This window comes from Candidatus Palauibacter sp. (assembly GCF_965237495.1).
Lineage (GTDB): Bacteria > Gemmatimonadota > Gemmatimonadetes > Palauibacterales > Palauibacteraceae > Palauibacter.
In genome coordinates this window covers 1,844,242-1,860,799 of the sequence record NZ_OZ250143.1, presented here as the reverse complement: position 1 = coordinate 1,860,799, position 16,558 = coordinate 1,844,242, and the positions used below count along the sequence as shown (strand labels likewise).

16 protein-coding genes and 1 pseudogene are annotated in these 16,558 nt (G+C 67.9%); 10 read left to right on the top strand and 7 right to left on the bottom strand.

Annotated features, from left to right (window positions below; genetic code table 11):
• Positions 1 to 3 precede the first annotated feature (3 nt).
• Complete coding sequence (locus tag ACPXY0_RS08180; protein ID WP_423930119.1) at positions 4 to 279, bottom strand: hypothetical protein; 276 nt, start codon at positions 277 to 279, stop codon at positions 4 to 6.
• 288 nt (positions 280 to 567) lie between these two features.
• Here ACPXY0_RS08180 and ACPXY0_RS08175 point away from each other — a divergent pair, with 288 nt between their 5' ends.
• Together ACPXY0_RS08175 and ACPXY0_RS08170 are read left to right on the top strand one after the other, a co-directional pair.
• Positions 568 to 1,392 carry a DUF5131 family protein gene (locus tag ACPXY0_RS08175; protein WP_423930117.1) on the top strand — a complete coding sequence of 275 codons (825 nt, stop codon included), beginning with the start codon at positions 568 to 570 and terminating at the stop codon, positions 1,390 to 1,392.
• A gap of 205 nt (positions 1,393 to 1,597) precedes the next feature.
• Positions 1,598 to 1,912 (top strand): annotated as a pseudogene (locus ACPXY0_RS08170) (hydroxyacid dehydrogenase); the annotation flags it as partial.
• Here ACPXY0_RS08170 and ACPXY0_RS08165 read toward each other — a convergent pair.
• A complete protein-coding gene (locus tag ACPXY0_RS08165; protein ID WP_423930624.1) occupies positions 1,897 to 2,901 on the bottom strand; it encodes a tetratricopeptide repeat protein in 1,005 nt (334 codons plus the stop codon). The pseudogene ACPXY0_RS08170 and the gene ACPXY0_RS08165 sit on opposite strands and share 16 nt — an antisense overlap.
• A 1,487-nt stretch (positions 2,902 to 4,388) precedes the next feature.
• Between ACPXY0_RS08165 and ACPXY0_RS08160 the strand changes: the two genes are divergently transcribed.
• Positions 4,389 to 5,351 carry a hypothetical protein gene (locus ACPXY0_RS08160; RefSeq protein WP_423930115.1) on the top strand — a complete coding sequence of 321 codons (963 nt, stop codon included), beginning with the start codon at positions 4,389 to 4,391 and terminating at the stop codon, positions 5,349 to 5,351.
• Between the two features lie 4 nt (positions 5,352 to 5,355).
• Positions 5,356 to 6,771, top strand: coding sequence for an amidase (locus ACPXY0_RS08155; protein ID WP_423930113.1), 1,416 nt, complete (start codon positions 5,356 to 5,358; stop codon positions 6,769 to 6,771).
• A 1-nt stretch (position 6,772) separates the two neighbouring features.
• Here the strand turns inward: ACPXY0_RS08155 and mazF are convergent, their stop codons facing one another.
• The 3 genes from mazF to pheA all read right to left on the bottom strand — a co-directional run bounded on the left by mazF (position 6,773) and on the right by pheA (position 8,284).
• On the bottom strand, positions 6,773 to 7,102 hold the full coding sequence (mazF, locus tag ACPXY0_RS08150) for an endoribonuclease MazF (protein ID WP_423930111.1): 330 nt from the start codon (positions 7,100 to 7,102) through the stop codon (positions 6,773 to 6,775).
• Between the two features lie 11 nt (positions 7,103 to 7,113).
• Positions 7,114 to 7,353, bottom strand: a complete 240-nt coding sequence (locus ACPXY0_RS08145) for an AbrB/MazE/SpoVT family DNA-binding domain-containing protein (RefSeq protein ID WP_423930109.1) — start codon at positions 7,351 to 7,353, stop codon at positions 7,114 to 7,116.
• Between the two features lie 91 nt (positions 7,354 to 7,444).
• A complete protein-coding gene (gene pheA, locus ACPXY0_RS08140) occupies positions 7,445 to 8,284 on the bottom strand; it encodes a prephenate dehydratase (protein WP_423930107.1) in 840 nt (279 codons plus the stop codon).
• A gap of 68 nt (positions 8,285 to 8,352) precedes the next feature.
• Between pheA and ACPXY0_RS08135 the strand changes: the two genes are divergently transcribed.
• From ACPXY0_RS08135 to ACPXY0_RS08125, 3 genes are all read left to right on the top strand, one after another.
• Entirely contained in the window at positions 8,353 to 9,366 is a 1,014-nt protein-coding gene (locus ACPXY0_RS08135) for a 6-bladed beta-propeller (protein ID WP_423930105.1), read from the top strand.
• Entirely contained in the window at positions 9,363 to 9,596 is a 234-nt protein-coding gene (locus ACPXY0_RS08130; RefSeq protein WP_423930103.1) for a hypothetical protein, read from the top strand. The genes ACPXY0_RS08135 and ACPXY0_RS08130 overlap by 4 nt, the downstream gene beginning before the upstream one ends.
• A 105-nt stretch (positions 9,597 to 9,701) precedes the next feature.
• Positions 9,702 to 12,956 carry a VPS10 domain-containing protein gene (locus ACPXY0_RS08125; RefSeq protein WP_423930101.1) on the top strand — a complete coding sequence of 1,085 codons (3,255 nt, stop codon included), beginning with the start codon at positions 9,702 to 9,704 and terminating at the stop codon, positions 12,954 to 12,956.
• A 54-nt stretch (positions 12,957 to 13,010) separates the two neighbouring features.
• Here the strand turns inward: ACPXY0_RS08125 and ACPXY0_RS08120 are convergent, their stop codons facing one another.
• Positions 13,011 to 13,964 (bottom strand): aldo/keto reductase, encoded by a 954-nt coding sequence (locus ACPXY0_RS08120; RefSeq protein ID WP_423930099.1) that lies wholly within the window; start codon positions 13,962 to 13,964, stop codon positions 13,011 to 13,013.
• A 181-nt stretch (positions 13,965 to 14,145) separates the two neighbouring features.
• On the opposite strand from ACPXY0_RS08120, the gene ACPXY0_RS08115 reads away from it, so the two are divergent.
• Both ACPXY0_RS08115 and ACPXY0_RS08110 read left to right on the top strand, forming a co-directional pair.
• The gene (locus tag ACPXY0_RS08115) at positions 14,146 to 14,430 is read left to right on the top strand and encodes a type II toxin-antitoxin system Phd/YefM family antitoxin (protein WP_423930097.1); all 285 of its coding nucleotides are present in this window, start codon (positions 14,146 to 14,148) and stop codon (positions 14,428 to 14,430) included.
• Complete coding sequence (locus tag ACPXY0_RS08110) at positions 14,388 to 14,825, top strand: type II toxin-antitoxin system VapC family toxin (RefSeq protein ID WP_423930095.1); 438 nt, start codon at positions 14,388 to 14,390, stop codon at positions 14,823 to 14,825. The genes ACPXY0_RS08115 and ACPXY0_RS08110 overlap by 43 nt, the downstream gene beginning before the upstream one ends.
• A 38-nt stretch (positions 14,826 to 14,863) precedes the next feature.
• Here ACPXY0_RS08110 and ACPXY0_RS08105 read toward each other — a convergent pair whose 3' ends face one another.
• A complete protein-coding gene (locus tag ACPXY0_RS08105; protein WP_423930093.1) occupies positions 14,864 to 15,775 on the bottom strand; it encodes a hypothetical protein in 912 nt (303 codons plus the stop codon).
• A gap of 206 nt (positions 15,776 to 15,981) precedes the next feature.
• On the opposite strand from ACPXY0_RS08105, the gene ACPXY0_RS08100 reads away from it, so the two are divergent.
• Entirely contained in the window at positions 15,982 to 16,536 is a 555-nt protein-coding gene (locus ACPXY0_RS08100; protein ID WP_423930091.1) for a DinB family protein, read from the top strand.
• Positions 16,537 to 16,558 lie beyond the last annotated feature (22 nt).

Sequence of the window (16,558 nt, the reverse complement as noted above, 5' to 3'; positions counted from 1 at the left end):
ATTTCAGGTACCACGAAGTCGGCTCGCCAAAGCGTTGGTCAGAGATTCGATGCCCGCGTAGATCGGCTTCACGGCGAGGCCGGAGGCGAAGGCGATCACGATGGGGCCCATCGCGATGGGGCTCGTCGCGGTCGGATTCGAGGTCGTCTCGAAGTCCGTAAAGACTACGACCGCGAACACTCCGATCATGGCACCAAGAAATACGCGTACGACATCGCCCTGCTGTCGCGCCCGCTCGTACGCCTGCGCGGGAGGTGTTTGGCGAAGACTCCGGGACATTTGCACCATTCAAACAGGGTATCTCGCTCGTCACGGCCTCCGATCTGCGACGTGCTGTTCCGTTCCAGGGGGGGACCAAAACACCGCCTCTGGCGTGGGCGATCAACCACCCGACGGCCCAGAGGCAATTCGATCGCGTCGCTCGTGGCACAAACGGACACAACAGCGGATCGTCGCCGTGGATGCACTCGCGGGCCGGGAGAGAGCCCTCTTCACTCGCCCGTGTATTCGGCTTATCTTCGGTACGGTTGTTTGGGCGGGCGTTGTCGCAAGACGGGGGGAGAGACCATGGGCCAGCGGACATCGATTGAGTGGACTGAAGTCACCTGGAACCCCACGACGGGGTGTACGAGGGTGTCGCAAGGGTACGACAACTGCTATGCCGACGCGCTGGCGCGGCGGCTGCTGGAGCGCGTCTACACGCGCCATCCTCCGGTCCTGGACACGCCGGAAAACCGCGACGACCCGTTCGCGGTGCGAGTCTGGCCGGACCGGCTCGCCCAGCCCGCCCGGTGGAAGAAGTCCCGGCTCGTCTTCGTCAACTCGATGTCGGACCTGTTTCACAAGGACGTTCCGGACGAGTTCGTGCGTGAGACGTTCAGTGTGATGCTGGATGTGGACCGGCATACCTACCAAGTGCTTACGAAGCGCCCCGCCCGCGCCGCTCGTTTCGTTCGACAGAACGCAGACTTGTTCGGGATGAGAGGGCTTCCACCGCACATTTGGATCGGCACCTCGACCGAGAATCAGCAGACCGCGTACCGGGTCGGTCACCTGGAAGACATCCCGGCATCGGTCCGCTTCCTGAGTTGTGAGCCTCTGATTGGGCCGCTCAGCCTGTGCAACGTCTGGAGTCCGGGCGGAATCCATTGGGTCATCGTTGGGGGCGAGAGCGGGCCGGGGCGCCGACCCATCGATCCCGAGTGGGTGACCGGGCTGCGCGACGAGTGCCGGGCCGCCAGCATCCCCTTCTTCTTCAAGCAATGGGGTGGACGGACGCCGAAATCCGGTGGACGGGCACTCGAGGGGAGGGAATGGAACGAATTCCCGGCGCCGCAACGGCCTCGCGGGTCGGGCGCGGTCCTTCCGCACAGCCATGAAGTGTGCGTCTGATGGCCGCTTCGCGTAACGGAGCGACGCCCGCCTTCAAAGGCTGGCGTCAACTCTACCATGATGACTCACAGGTCAGTTTGTTCGGAGATTCCACCTTGGTGAATGCGCGGAACTCACCGCTCTTCCAGCTCATCTTCTGCGCAGGCAGTCCGGCGGAGAGCGCCGTGCGGCTGGCCAAACGCGTTGCGAACTACCTGATCACGAGATGGTAGACCGCGCCGAGGCCGAGCGCCGCTCCAGCCGGGGCGAACTCATCCTTTACTCGACGGACGACGGGCGAGCGCAGATCCAGCTCCGCGCCTCGGAGGGCACCGTTTGGCTAACCCAAGCCGGCATGACGGAGCTGTTCGACACGACCAAGCAGAACGTCAGCCTGCACTTGCGCAACATCCTGCGCGAAGGAGAACTCAGTCCATCAGTTGTCAAGGAATCCTTGACGACTGCCGCCGACGGCAAGGCGTACCGAACCAAACTTTACAGGCTTGAAGCCATTCTGGCGGTGGGCTATCGCGCCCCCAGCAAGGCGCGGGCCTCGCGGGCGGGCTCGAACGATTCGTCGGCGAACTCCCAGGCGGCGAGCGCGCTGCGCAGGTGCTCCATCGCTCGCGCCGTATCACCTTGTGCTTCCAGCACCAGGGCCATCTCCAGGTGCGTCCGCGGATCGGCCGGTCTGAGGCGCAGCGCTTCCCTCAACTCCTCTTCGGCCTCGTCCAGACGGCCCGCCTTCCGCAGCGCCCGTCCGGTTCGGCGGTGGAAGTTGCGGCCGGGATCCTGCGCCATCGTATCCCTGTAGTTCGCGACGGCCACATCGTAGTTGCCGTCGAGTTCCTCGATCCGTCCCAGGTCGCCGGTCAGGGCGGGGCGCAGCACGCCGAACTCCGCCGCTTCCATGGCGTCGAGCGCGGCGTGGTACGCACCCCGGGCCGCCTCGCCGTCCTCCGCCCCGAGCGCGATGTGAATCTCCCAATGGGGGACCTGGTAATCGCTCACGGGCGGTGGAAGCTGAGACCGCAGTTCCTCGAACAGGGCCACGGCGTCGTCGTACCGGCCCGCGTCCAGATACAGGTCGATGTCGGAGAACCGGTCCTGGGCGACCTGCATCGGCGTCTGCCACGCATGGGCCTCGTCGAGCCGGGCGTCGGCCATCCCGATCGCTTCTTCCATCTGTCCGCGGAACCTGTAGTACTCCCGCAGACCCTCCAGCGCGGCGGTCCTCTGCGCCGGCGCGCGAGACGAAGCCAGCGCCCCCTCATACCCCGACAGGGCGCTCTCGAACCGGCCCGTGCTCAGGTCGAGCGAAGCGAGTTCGCCCAGCAGTTCCGGCATCCGGGGCTCGATGATGATGGCCCGCTCCAGATAGTCGCGCGCGCTGTCGAGATCACCCTGCCTCCGCTGGATGCGGGCCAGGTCGAGGTAGCCGGTGTAGTCCTCCGGGAATTTCTCCACGTACTCCGCGAGCGCCGCCAGCGCCCGGTCGTTGTCGCCGAGTTCCTCATAAGTCTGGGCCATCGCCCGGAGCAGAGAGTGTTCAGTCGGATTGAGCCGGTACAGTGTCTCGAGCGTCCGGACCATCCCCTCCCAGTCGCCCCGCAGCAACTGCACTGCGAGGTAGGTTCGGAGGGCAGCCGGATCCTCGGGATGGAGTTCAACCCACATCTCGAGGACGGCCCACGCCTTCTCCGGCTGCTGCGTCAGGAAGTAGTAGTCCGATTTGACCCTGAAGCGCAGGCGCTCCGGGAGTCGGTAGACGTGGTCGATGGCCGCCTGAATCGGGGCGATGGCTTCTCCAGGGCGGTTGGCGCTCAGGAGCAGCACGGCCAACTGGTGCTGAGCCATCGTGAACGTGGGATCGAGGGCCGTCGCGGCGCTCAACCCCGCCACGGCAGCGTCCAGATCCGGCGGATTGGCGAGCAGCTTCGGATAGCTCTGGCCGAAGGCCTCCCAGGCCGCGTCATTCCCGGTCAACCGTTCCCGAACCGCGAGGTGTTCGATGTCGTCGCGGTCGGGGATCTCCAGTGCGTCCGCGAGAGCCTCGGACATCTCGTCGATGAGCGTCAGAAAGTCGGGTCCCTCGTGGACCGTTTCGCTGACCTGCGAGCCGCTCCCCGTGTCGTGCAGAGTGAGCGTGAGGCGATATCCGTCCTCAACGCCTTCGACCGTGCCGCCGACGATGAAGGCGGAGTGGAATTCCGTCGCGACCTCGCGCTTGAGTGAAAGGGGTACGTCTCGCAGGGCGGGGAAACCGAGTTCCGCCAGCCGCTGCATGAACACGGCAAAGAGAAGCGGCTCGAAGAAGTCGTCCGCGGCCAGGTCGAGTTCGAGCACCAGCGGCGCCATGTATGTGAGCCAGGCCTCCTCCTCGCCCAGGCCCGGTCCCGCGTCGAACGGGAAGAGAGCCGTCCGCTTGCGGAACTCCGGCTTCGGCACCACGCGTTCGACGGTCTCGCCGTCCTCCGTCTCGACGGACACCGACGTGGTCGCCGCCCCCAGATCCTGGCCGCCGAAGAGGAGAAGCAGGACCGTCGCCGCGAGCGCGAGATTCGCGGGGATCCCGATCTTCTCGGTCAGCGGTACCTCGTCGCGGCCCTGTCGGCCGTGGAACCACGCGAGCATGGCCACGCTCGGCAGGAGGAGCAGGACCGCCGTCAGGACGACTCTCGTCCAATGCGGGGAGAGGAGGAATTCGTCGACCATGAAAGCGGCGAACTCGACGAGTCCAAGAGAGGTGCCTGCGTAGATCGCGAGCACGTGGGGAACACGGCGCTCGAAGAGGTTCCTGGCCAGACTCGCCATAGACGATCTCCTCGCCGGGGATACTCGGCCGGGGCGACCGTCCGAGGCCCCGAAGTTTGGGCCACGGAAGGATGTCCACGCAACTTTGCGGGAAGACCGTCAGCCGCGAGGTTGCGGAGCCTCCATGAGGCGGAAAAGGTATCGGCGGCCCAGGGCGGCCGGCGCAGACCTTCGGGAACTTCGGACGCAGGACTGGAATCGATATGAGAATCGCCCGCTATGACCTGAGGCGTGCCCTCGTGGCCGGGATGCTCGCCGGGGCCGCTCTCTTCGCGGCCTCGGACGCTTCCGCGCAATGGACGCGGGGTTTCTACGTCGCGATGGACGTGGGCCTCTCCCATGGGGCGAACACCGAGGTTGCCCTCTCGGGACCCAACACCCCGACACGGTGCGACCGGCTGCTGTACCCGAGTCTGACCGACGCGCCCAGGGATACGGGCTGCCTCGCCGGCTCCGAATTCGGAGGGCTGTATTCCCATGCCCCGGACGCGGGCCTCGGTGGCAGCGTCGCGGTCGGGTACGGATTCGGGGCGTTGAGTGTGGAGGTCGAACTCCTCAAGCGGCATCAGATCATCCGCAATACACTGTTCACGCTGGGGGATGCCTCGGGCGCCGCGATCACCGGGAAGGACACGGAATGGAGCCCGGATCGGCCGCCGTGGGGCGATATCTCGGAGTTCCGGGGGCGGCAGTTCTTCGCCAACGTCTACTACGCCTTCCGGAACCGGACCCGCCTGACCCCCTACGTCGGCGTCGGGGGAGGGATGTCCCAGCTCGACTTCCGCTACTACCTCGGTTTCGCCCGCAAGTCGATCGCGGAGGGTTACCTCGAGGTCTTCGGGGGCGACCGCGCGAACCCCGGTGCCTCGCCCGACTGGCAGCGCGCCGCGGCGGGAACGGTAAGCGAGCTCACGACGGACCTGGACGCGCGCGACCTGGGTTTCCAGCTGCTCGGTGGTGTGGACTTCGCCTTCTCGCCCCGCGCCTCTCTGGGCCTCAAGGGCCGCTGGGTCCAGGTTCCCGACATCAGCGCGGACGCGCGCTGGACCACGGTTCGCAGCCACGCGCCGGTGCACGCGGATGGCGCGACGCCCTTCGTCTCCACGCTCGATTTCGCGAAGCTGGGGCACTGGGCGGTCAGCGCCAGCCTGAAGTACGTGCTCTAACGCGATGAGCCGACCGTCCATTGAGGCGGTCGCGGCGCAGGTCGGTCGGGGCGGCGGGGTCGCCCGCCGGGAGGCCGAGGCCGCGATTCGCTGCCACGAGGCGAGTGATCTGGGCGCATACATCGCCTTCGATGCGGAGGCTCTCCGACGGCAGGCGGACGAGGTCGACGCGGCGGCGGCCCGCGGCGAGGACCCGGGCCCGCTCGCCGGCATCACGGTCTCCGTCAAGGACCTGTACGCGCTCGACGGATACCCGCTCCGCGCCGGCACGAAGCGGCCGCTCCCCGCCTGGCCCGAGGGATTCCTGGTGCGGGCGCTCCGCCGGCTGGGGGCGGTGTTCACCGGGAAGACGCACACCGTCGAGTTCGCGTTCGGCGCGGTCGGGCTGAACCCCAACACGGGGACCCCCGTCAACCCGTGGGACCCCGTCGAACACCGGGCCCCCGGCGGCTCGTCGGCGGGCGCGGGCGTGAGCCTGTGGGAGGGATCGGCGCGGATCGCCCTCGGCTCGGACACCGGTGGCTCCGTACGCATCCCCGCCTCCGCAACCGGGGTGGTCGGCTTCCGGCCCACGACGGGCCGCTGGCCGACCACGGGCGTCGTCCCCCTGAGCACGACGCTCGACACGGTGGGGCTGCTCACCCACACGGTGGAGGACCTCCGGTACGCCTTTCGCGCCCTGGACCCGCTGGCGAGTCACGCGCGGGAAACCGCGGATGCGACGCCGGAGGGGGTGTCGGGGCTGCGGATCGGCGTCCCCGCTTCCCGCCTCTGGACCGACGCGGACCCCGGGATCGCCGCCGTGGTCGAAGGCGCCCTCGCCGAGCTGAGCGCGGCAGACGCCACGCTCCTGAAAATTGACGTGCCCGAACTCGACGAAGCCGGGGAGCGCTACTTCGACGGCCAGATCGTGCAACCGGAGTTCCTGGGGTTCCTCGAACGCGATCTGCCGGAGTGGATTCCGCTTCTCCACTCGATCATCGGAAAGCGGCTGGGAGCGGCGGGCGACGTGCGCGCGATCGACTATCTGGCCGCCCTCCACGAGCGCCGCCGCCTCTCCGCCGAGGTTCACGCCCGACTGGCCACGGAGCGCGTCGACCTCCTCGCGACGCCCACCCTGCCGATCGCGCCGCCGCCGCTCGCGGCCCTCTCGCGACTCGGGGCCTACCGCGACGCGAACCGCCTCATGCTCTCCGGGACGTGCCCCGCCAGCATGCTCGACATGTGCGCGATCAGCCTTCCCGCCGGGATGGACGGAGAGGGAATGCCCGTCGGACTACAGTTGATGGGACCAGCCGGTTCGGACCTCACGCTGCTCGCGCGGGCGGCCGCGGTGGAATCCGTGCTCGGTACGAACCTGACGCGGCTGGGCACGCCGCCCCGGATCGGGGCATCATCTCCCGCTGAACTGCGGGAGTGACTCAGGGCTGGCCGAGAAGGACCGACAGTTTGCCCAGAACTTCACCCACCAAGGCCGGCGGGGCCTTGCATACATACCGCGTTCGTCGGGCGCGCCAGTCCAGGCTCTTCACCTGGTCGGCGAGCACGACTCCGGTAACCTCTCCCTTTGCGGGGAGCGCAACTTCGAAGGGATAGCCCTTCCGCCGTGACGCGATGGGACAGAAGAGCGCCAGACCGCTCCGGCGGTTGTAGGCTCCGGGGCTGAGAACGAGTGCGGGCCGATGTCCGGCCTGCTCGTGCCCGGCCTGCGGCGTGAAGGCAAGCCATACGAGATCCCCGGCGTCAGGCACATGTGGTGGTTCTACCACACCTCCCTGCCTCGAGCGGGTCCCGTGTCGACCTCGCCGTGTAGCGTCTCCGGCGACATCCGGGCCAACATCTCGTCGAGGTCATGGGCCTCCTTGCGCATCACCAACCGGTCGCCACGCGGCACCATCTCGATCCTGGAGCCCTCGCGGACACCCCATTGCTCCGCCACCGGCTTCGGAATGCGTACGGCCAGACTGCTTCCCCACCTGGCAACATGTGATCGGGCACCCACGGGTCATCTCCTCCTGAGATTGGATCTACAATAGATATCCCAAAACGGTCATCGTCAACTCTCGAACCGACATGCATCCGACGAGTGTGCGTCAGGAGGAGGCGCACGGGTAGGAACCGAGGATCTTGAAGGACGACGCGCGGGCGCGGATGCTCTCGAGGGCCTCCGCCACGACCGGGTCCTGCCGGTGACCCTCCATGTCGATGAGAAAGATGTACTGGCCGAGGCTACTCTTCGCGGGTCGTGATTCGATCTTGTGCATATTGATTCGCCGGTCCGCGAGCTTACCGAGCACACCGTGGAGCGTGCCGGGTCCGTCGGCGGAAAAATCGAAGCAGATCGACGTCTTGTCCCTCCCCGTCGGCCTCGCGTCCTCGCGCCCCAGGACGACGAACCGCGTCCGGTTGTTGGGCACGTCCTCGATATTGGCGGTCGCGACGGAGGCGCCCAGCACGGCGGCGGCCCGTCGGCTCGAAATCGCGGCGGCCGTCCGCCCGCCCGCCGCCATGTCGTGTACCGCGCTGACGGTGCTGAGCGAGGCCACGGTCTCGGCCCGGGGCAGGTGCCGCGCGAGGTAGCCCCGGCACTGCGCGATCGCCTGGGGGTGGGAATAGACGACCCGCACCTCCTCGAGCGCGACATCTCGCGCCGTGAGCAGGCAGTGGTGGATCGGAACGACGACCTCTCGGCGGATCCTGAGGTCCGTGTGATGGACGAGGAGGTCGGTGGTCAGCGTGACGGCGCCCTCGGTGCTGTTCTCGAGGGGGACGATCGCCTCGTCGACCTCCCCGGCGTCGGCCGCGCCCACCACGGTCGCGATGTCACCGAACGCGACGTGGACCGCGGCGGGATCGTATTCGACCGCCGCCTGCTCGCTGAACGTCCCCGGCGGCCCGAGATAGCCCACCCTTGGCAAAACGGTATCACTCATCCCGAAACATACGTCGGTCCCCCAGTGTACGGTGAACCTTGGGGTTCTCGAGAAGCGGAGGTTCGGTCATGACCCTGAGGAGCGAAACGCGTCTCCCCCGTGTGTTCCTGTTCGCCGCCATCGGAGTCGTCACGCCGGGGCTCCGGCCCGGGGAGGTGGAGGCCCAGCGCGCCGCATCGGTGGTGGACAGCGCCGGTGTCTCGATCATAACGAGCGACCCCTTCAGTTCCGACCGACGCTGTACCGTAGGTGACGAGCCCTTCTTCTCCGTGGGCGACGCCCTTGGCGACGAGCGGTATGAATTCTACAGCCTCCGCGGCATGGCGCGGCTCTCGGACGGGTCCGTGGCGGTCATAGATCGGCGCGACCAGCGCGTCCGCATCTTCAGCGAAACCGGCGAATTCCTGCGCTCGATGGGCGGGCGCGGGGACGGACCGGGGGAGTTCCGCAATCCCTGGTTCCTGTGGGCCCTCCCCGGAGACACGCTCTGGGTGGGTGACTATCGGCCGCAGCGATTCAACGTCTTTTCCGGCGACGGCGAGTTCATTCGACTCGTCACGCTGGACCCCCTGTACCCGAATCCGAGCCATGGAGGCGGCGTGTTGTCGAACGGCACCTCGGTCAACCTGCGGCAAGACTACGAGAAAGAAACGGATTTCAGAACCCCTCAGACGCTGCTCGTCGAGGCTCACGGGCCGGCCGGCGTCCTCTCCGGGATGGTGATGACGGTCGCCGGAAGGCGCATGGGTTCCGTGGAGAGTGCGCCACGCTTCAGCTTCGCCCCCCTGTTCGATGCGAGTCCCGATGTCGATGCCGACGGGACGACGATCGCCGTCACCTCGGGGCGCGATCCCGAAGTACGCATATTGGACGAGCAGTTTCGCCTGGCCCGGATCATCCGCTGGTTCGACGAGGACAGGGATGTGACCCGGGCCGATGTCCGGGCCTGGCGCGACGAGTACGTGAAACAGCAGCGCGACCGCAACCTGGGGGACCTCGCGGAAACTCTTCGTCCGCAGACTGCCGCCCTCCTGAGCGACGAGCGGCCGGTGGCCGATTCCTTCCCACCGCTTCTTCCGTGACGGTGGGCCGCGACGGACGTATCTGGGTCCGGCGCTACCCACGGCCGAGAGAGGCGACGGGATGGCTGGTCTTCGAACCGGAGGGCGACTTCCTCTGCCACCTGGATCCGGTGCAGGGGCTCCAGGTCTACGAATTCGGCTCCGACTACATCCTGGGGTCGCGCCGGGACGCCCTCGACATCGAGTCGGTCGTCATGTACGAGCTGGTCCCGGCTGATCCCTCGCGGTAGCAGAGACGAAGGAAGCTGACGGGCAGCCTTCCGCCGCCCGGGAATCCGCGTCTATCTTCGGCGGACGATCAGCCGCCACCGTCGATTCACGTACGGAGCCTCGACATGAGCCGGATCCTGCGCATTCCCATCTACCTGCTGGCAGCCTTCGTCTTCCTGAGTTCCAGCGACCCTGCCCCCCTTCGGGCGCAGGAAGTCGCCCCCGGAGCGGTCACGCTGGATTCGGCCTTCCTGGCGGGATACCGCTGGCGGAACCTCGGACCCGACCGGGGAGGGCGGTCGATCGCCGTCAGCGGCGTCGTGGGCCGACCGCAGGAGGGGTATTTCGGCGCCACCGGTGGCGGGCTGTGGAAGACGACGGACGGGGGCGAGAACTGGGTGCCCGTCACCGACTTCAAGATCTCCTCGGCCTCGGTGGGGGCGGTCGCCGTCTCCGAGACCGACCCCGACCTCGTCTTCATCGGTACCGGCGAGACCTGCATCCGCGGCAACATCATGCCGGGGGACGGCGTCTACCGCAGCCGCGACGGCGGCGAGACGTGGGAACACGTCGGGTTCTCCGAGTCTCACGGGATCGCCAAGATCCGCATCCATCCCACCGACCCGAGCATCGTCTACGTCGCCTCGTTCGGCAAATACGGGGCGCCGAGCGAGGAGCGCGGGCTCTTCCGGAGCATGGACGGGGGCGACAACTGGGAGCGGGTCCTGTTCCGCGACGAGCGCACGGGCGCGGTGGACATCGCGCTCGACCGCAACGATCCGGACGTGATCTACGCGGCTCTGTGGGAGGCGTTCCGCAGGGAGTACACGATGTCGTCGGGCGGCCCCGGGAGCGGGATGTTCAAGAGCACCGACGGGGGCGACACGTGGACGGAGATCACGCGGAACCCCGGCATGCCGGCCGAGGGTGTCGTGGGCCGGATCGGGCTCGCGGTCTCGAGTGCGAATTCCGGGCGAGTGTTCGCCCTCTTCGAGCACGCGGACGGCGGCCTCTTCCGCAGTGAGGATGGCGGCGAGACGTGGGCGCTGGTCAATGACGAGCGTCGGATCCGGCAGCGCGCCTTCTACTACACGCATGTGTTCGCCGACCACCAGGATCCCGACATCGTGTACGTGCAGAACACCTCGCTCTTCCACTCCACGGACGGCGGCGAGACGTACGAAGTCATCAACAACGGCACCCACGGAGATTTCCACGACTTCTGGATCGACCCCGAGGACCCCGCGCACCTCATCGTGGCCAATGACGGCGGCGGCGCGGTCAGCTTCGACACCGGGCAGCGCTGGACGGACCAGGAGTTCTCGACCGCGCAGTTCTACCACGGCGTGACCACGGCCCACGTTCCCTTCCACGTCTGCGGCTCGCAGCAGGACAACAGCACGCTGTGCCTGCCGTCGGCCTGGAACGCGAGCCGCCTCGGCCTCGGCCAGGCGCCGGGGTTCGGGGGCGGGCAGCCCGCGAGCATCACCGAGGGCTCGATGGAGGTCGCCTACCGCGCCGGGGGCGGGGAACCGGGCTACATCGCGCCGGACCCGAAGGACCTCGACATCTTCTTCTCCGGCACGAACAACGGGCGCTACATCGACCGCTTCAACCGGCGGCTCGGTACCTCGCGCGAGGTGAACCCGTATCCCTGGTTCTATTCGGGCGAGCCCGCCAGCGAGATGGTCGAGCGCTGGCAGTGGACCTTCCCCATCATCTTCTCGCCGCTCGACCCGAGCGTCCTCTACGTGTCCTCCAACCGGCTCTGGAAGACGACGAACGGGGGCGACGACTGGGAGGCGATCAGCGACGACCTGACGCGCGCCGACCCCATGACGCTGGGCCATTCCGGCGGGCCGATCACCGGGGACATGAACGGACCGGAGGTCTACGCGACCATCTTCTCGGTCGGGCCCGGCAAGGTGGACATCGACGTGATCTGGACGGGGTCCGACGACGGCCTCATGCACGTGACGCGCGACGGCGGCGCGACGTGGTCGGACGTGACGCCGCCGGACATGCCGGAGTTCGGGCGCGTGAGCCAGATCGACGCCTCGGCATTCGATGCCGGGCGGGCCTACATCTCGGCGCGGAAGCCGCTGCTGAACGATCTCTCTCCGTACATCTGGAAGACGGACGACTACGGGGCGACGTGGACGAAGATCGTGAACGGGATCCGCGACGACGCCTACGTGCACGCGGTGCGCGAGGACCCGAACCGGGAGGGGCTGCTGTACGCGGGGACGCAGCACGGCATGTACGTGTCGTACGACGACGGGGCGCACTGGCAGGAGCTGAATCCGGGCTTTCCCGATATTCCGGTGGCGGACGTGATCGTGGAGCACAACGAACTCGCGATCGCCAGCCACGGCCGCGGTTTCTGGGTGCTGGACAACATGGCGCCGCTACGGCAGGCGCGAGCCGGCATGGCCGGGGAGGCGGTCGCGCTGTTCGAGCCGCCCACCGTCTACCGGTCGGCGAACGGGGCGACGCTCTCGTGGTGGCTGAGAGATGCGCCGGAGGAGGCGCGTCTCGAGATCCTCGACGCGTCGGGGCAGGTGCTGCGCACCTACGAGCCGGCCGCGCGTCCTGATCCGGCGGCGGAGGGGGATTCGGCGGTTGCCGAGGGGGACTCGACGGCCGCGGAGGGCGCGGAGCCGGCGCCCCCGGCCCGGGATCGCTGGGCGGGGCCGGCGATGCCCGCCGAAGCCGGCCTCAACATGCTGCAGTGGGATCTCCGCACCGATCCGGCCGCGACCTTCCCCGGCATGATCCTGTGGGGCGTGCGCACCATGGCGCCGACCGTGCCGCCGGGGACGTACACGGTGCGCCTGACCGCCGACGGCGAGGTGCGGACGACCGAGGTGGAGGTCGCCCGGCACCCGTGGATCGAGGGCGTGACGGACGAGGACATGCAGGAACAGTTCGAGTTCGGGATGCGGATCCGGGCACGGGTGGACGAGGCCAACTCGGCGGTCATCGCGATCCGGCGCGTGAAGGCGCAGCTCGATGACCGGTTGGAGGCCTCCGATGACGCCGCGCTGGCGGACGCCGCCGGGGCGTTGACGGCAGCGGCTTCGGAGGTCGAGGGCAACATCTACCAGGTGCGGAATCGCAGCAATCAGGATCCGCTCAACTTCCCGATCCGGGTCAACAACAGGCTCGCGAACCTCCTCTCGATGTCGGAGCGCGGCGACGGCCGGCCGGGCAGCGGCATGTACGAGGTGTTCGAGATCATGGTCGTGGAACTCGAGGACTACACCGGGCGCCTGCAGGAGGTATGGGCGAACGAACTCGCGGCGGTGAACCGCGAACTGGAGCGTCTGGGGCTGGACCCGGTCGACCCCGCCGACGAAACGGTCGAACTCGTGTCCTGAACGGCTAACGGCCGGGGAGCGACGTTCCCGCGGGAACGCGCCCCCGGCCGTTGGTCAGCCGGCTTCCGGGAGCTGGCTCACGAACTCGATCATGCGCGCCTGCTGGTCCTCGTCGGGGAGCCGTCCCATGCCGGCGCCGAGGTTGTCGACCATGTGCTCCGCCCTGCTCGTCGCCGGCGTCACCACCGTCACGGCGGGGTGCGCCGCCGCGAACTTGATGAAGAACTGCGCCCACGAATGGGCGTCGAACTCGCTCGCCCACTCCGGTACCTCGCGGTCGCCCACCCGCGACCAGAGCCGCGTGCGCCCGAACGGCACGTACACGAGTACGCCGATCTTCCGTTCCGCCGCGAGCGGCAGGATCTCCTCGGCCGCGCTCAGGTTGTCGACCGCGTAGTCGATCCCGATGAAATCGAGCGGGTAGTCCCGCATCGCCTGCAGGAGCACAGGGTATTGGCGATCGCTCGTGCTCGTGATCCCGATGTATCGGACGCGCTCCGCGGCCTTCAACTCCTCCAGAATCCCCACCTGCACCGGCGGGTCCCCGAGGTTATGGACCTGGATGAGGTCGATGACGGGGACGCCGAAGTACTCGAACGACTGCTCGATCTGGGCCCGCGCCGCAGCGGGGTCCGCGGAGCCGCCGCCCCGCCGGGCCACGTTCACCTTGGTCGCCCAGAAGATGCGCTCGGAGATCCCGAGGTCCCGGCAGATGGACCCCGCGACCTGTTCCGAGGTGCCGTAGCTGGGAGCGGTGTCGAACACCGTGCCGCCGCCGTCCACCAGCGCCTGCATCACTCCCTCGAGCTGCGTGTCGTCGTCGCCTCGCGCCACGCGCTGGAAGGTCGCGGAACTGCCGAGGCCGACGATCGGCAGTTCCTCTCCGGTGGAGGGGACGGGCCGCGTGATCATCTCCTGCCCCTGGAAGGCGCGCAGGATGCGGGGGTTGAGGGAGAGGGCCGCGCCCGCGGCGGCGGTGGAACGGAGCCAGTCGCGTCGAGTGACCATCGTCGAATCTTCCTCGTGCTGGGGTTGGACCGAACGCATCAAGCCGGACAGGGCCGATGGGAAGCTAAACACTTCATGCGGCCCAGCCGCTGCACAATCTCACGTCAGTATTTGACCATGGTCATGACCATGGTTCTATTGAGGGCGCGTTGACGGGGTTTCACAGACTGGGAGCGGACGTATGGAAGGGGACCACGAGGGGCCCGCGGGCGTGCCGCGGACCATCAAGGCATCGGAGTTCAAGGCGAAATGTCTCAAGCTCATGGATGAAGTCGCCGCGACCGGCGAGGAGATCGTGATCACGAAGAACGGTCGCCCCGTGTCCAAGCTCGTGCCCTGCGACGAGAGACCGGAGACCTGGTTCGGGCGGAATCGCGACAACATCCGGATTCTGGGCGATATCGTGGGGCCCATGCCGAGGGAGTGGTGGGACGACGGGGACGATGGGGAAGAGGATCTGTTTTGATCCTTCTGGACACGCATGTCGTGTTGTGGCATGAGTGCGGCGACCGTCGTCTCGGGCAGCGCACCCGCCGGTTGGTCGAACGTGCTCTTCTCCGGCGGCAGGCCGCCGTCTCGGCAATCTCTTTCTGGGAGGTGGCAATGCGTGTTCACGGTCGGCACGTCGATTTCCTCTTCGACCCTGAAGCCTGGCGCCGCGACCTCCTCGCCCAGGGACTCACCGAAATCCCGGTGAACGGCCTCATCGGAGTAAGGGCGGGACTGCTCGAGGGTCTGCGTGGCGACCCCGCCGACCGGCTGATCGTGGCCACGGCTCTCGAAGGACATCAGCTCGTGACCGCCGACCGACGCATCCTCGGCTGGCCCGGCAAGCTGAACCGGATGGACGCGACCGAATAACGCGGTTCGGCGGGGTCCCCTTCGGCCACGGCGAAGGGTCAGTGATCGATGGTTTCGAGCGTGGCGACCTGGGCCATGATGCGGTCGAACTGGGTGGCGGCGTGGTGCGGGGCGAGGTTGCACAGATAGACGTGCGCCACGCCCAGGCGCCGGAGAGCGACGATGGTCTCCGCGCAGTGCCGTTCAGGCGTAACCCCCGCCTCGAACGCGGTGGCCACTGCGTCCACGGGCACGGGGAAGAACCGGGACAGGCGTTCCAGCACCCTCCGCCGGCCGTTCCGGTAGTAGAAGACGCCGAACGAGCCGGGGATCCCGAGGCCCTCCCGCTCCGCGCTCACGAGCCACCGCTCCACACGCGCCAGGTGGTGGTGTGAGACGACCTGTGTTAGGTAGTAGTCCGCTTCGTACTCCGGGCCCGTGGCGAAGCCGATCTGTTCGGCGATCGGGCGGTGCAGGTTGACCCAGCCGCCGAGCGACAGCCCCGGCGCCCGCTCCCGAAGCTGGTGTCGAAGCATGTATCCGTGGGGTACGCAGCGGGCCGCGCCGCGCACCTGGTCGCCTCCCGTCACGGTGAGGCTCTCCACGCCGCGCGCCCGCGCCCGGTCGCCGTAGCGGAGGCAGTAGTCGAGCGGATGGAGGCAGGTCAGGAAGGGGACGACGCGCCACGGCTCGACCTCGTTGGCGAGGTTCGCCGTGAGGTGCTGCAGGTTCTCCTCCTCCTCCTCCCCCACGGCGCTGTCCGTGAGCATGAGGAACGCATCTCGCGCCGCGAGGCCCCGGATCGCATGCGAGAGGTCGATCCACATGTCCATCGCCCCGCCACGCGTGAGCCCGCTCCGGGGTGGGCGCAGTTCGACCGTGGCCGTCGGCGCTTCACCGCGCAGCCGCTCCACGAACCGTCTGGAGTCCGGTTCCCGGGGGGCGTGTCGGGAGCCTGGTGTGTCGCTCACGGCGGAGGATCTCGCCTCGCGCGAAGGGTGAGGCCGCTGGCGGCCGGCTGTCGGGTGGCAGGAGGATGCGGGTCCGGAGGCCCGTTGCAAAGAAGGCGGGTTACGGTTCCGTTTAGGCCCGCGATCCGACGGGTCAGGGGAGGCGGAGGTCCTGCACCGGATTCGGGCCGGCATTCGGAGACGGAGCCCTCGGGAGGCGAGTTCAGGTGACGGAAGAAACGATCGTGGGAGACGAAGCGCTCGCGGAGGAGATCCTCGCGCTCCTCGCGCGCACGCCGGGGACGGTGCGGGTTCTGCTGGAGGATCTGCCGCCGGAACTCCTGCACGCGGACGAGGGGGAGGGGACGTTCAGCCCCTTCAGCGTCCTCGGCCACCTGATCCAGGGCGAGATCGACGACTGGATCCCGCGGGCTCGCTGGATCCTGGAGCACGGCCTGGAGCGCCCGTTCCCGCCCTTCGACCGCTTCGCGCATATCGAGCGAACGCAAGGCCGCTCGCTGGACGAACTGCTAGGCGAACTCGAGGCCCTGCGCGAGACCGGGCTCGCGGCGCTGCGGGAGGTGATGGAGGGCGGGGCGGACCTCGACGCGGGAGGCCTTCACCCGGAACTGGGCGAAGTCACGTTGCGGCAACTGCTGGCCACCTGGGCCGTCCATGACCTGAACCACATCGCCCAGATCACGCGCGTCGTCGCACACCAGTTCGAGGGTGAAGTCGGGCCCTGGAGAGCCTACCTCCCCATCCTGCAGCACGAACGATAGAACACTCGCGATCCGGTCCTGA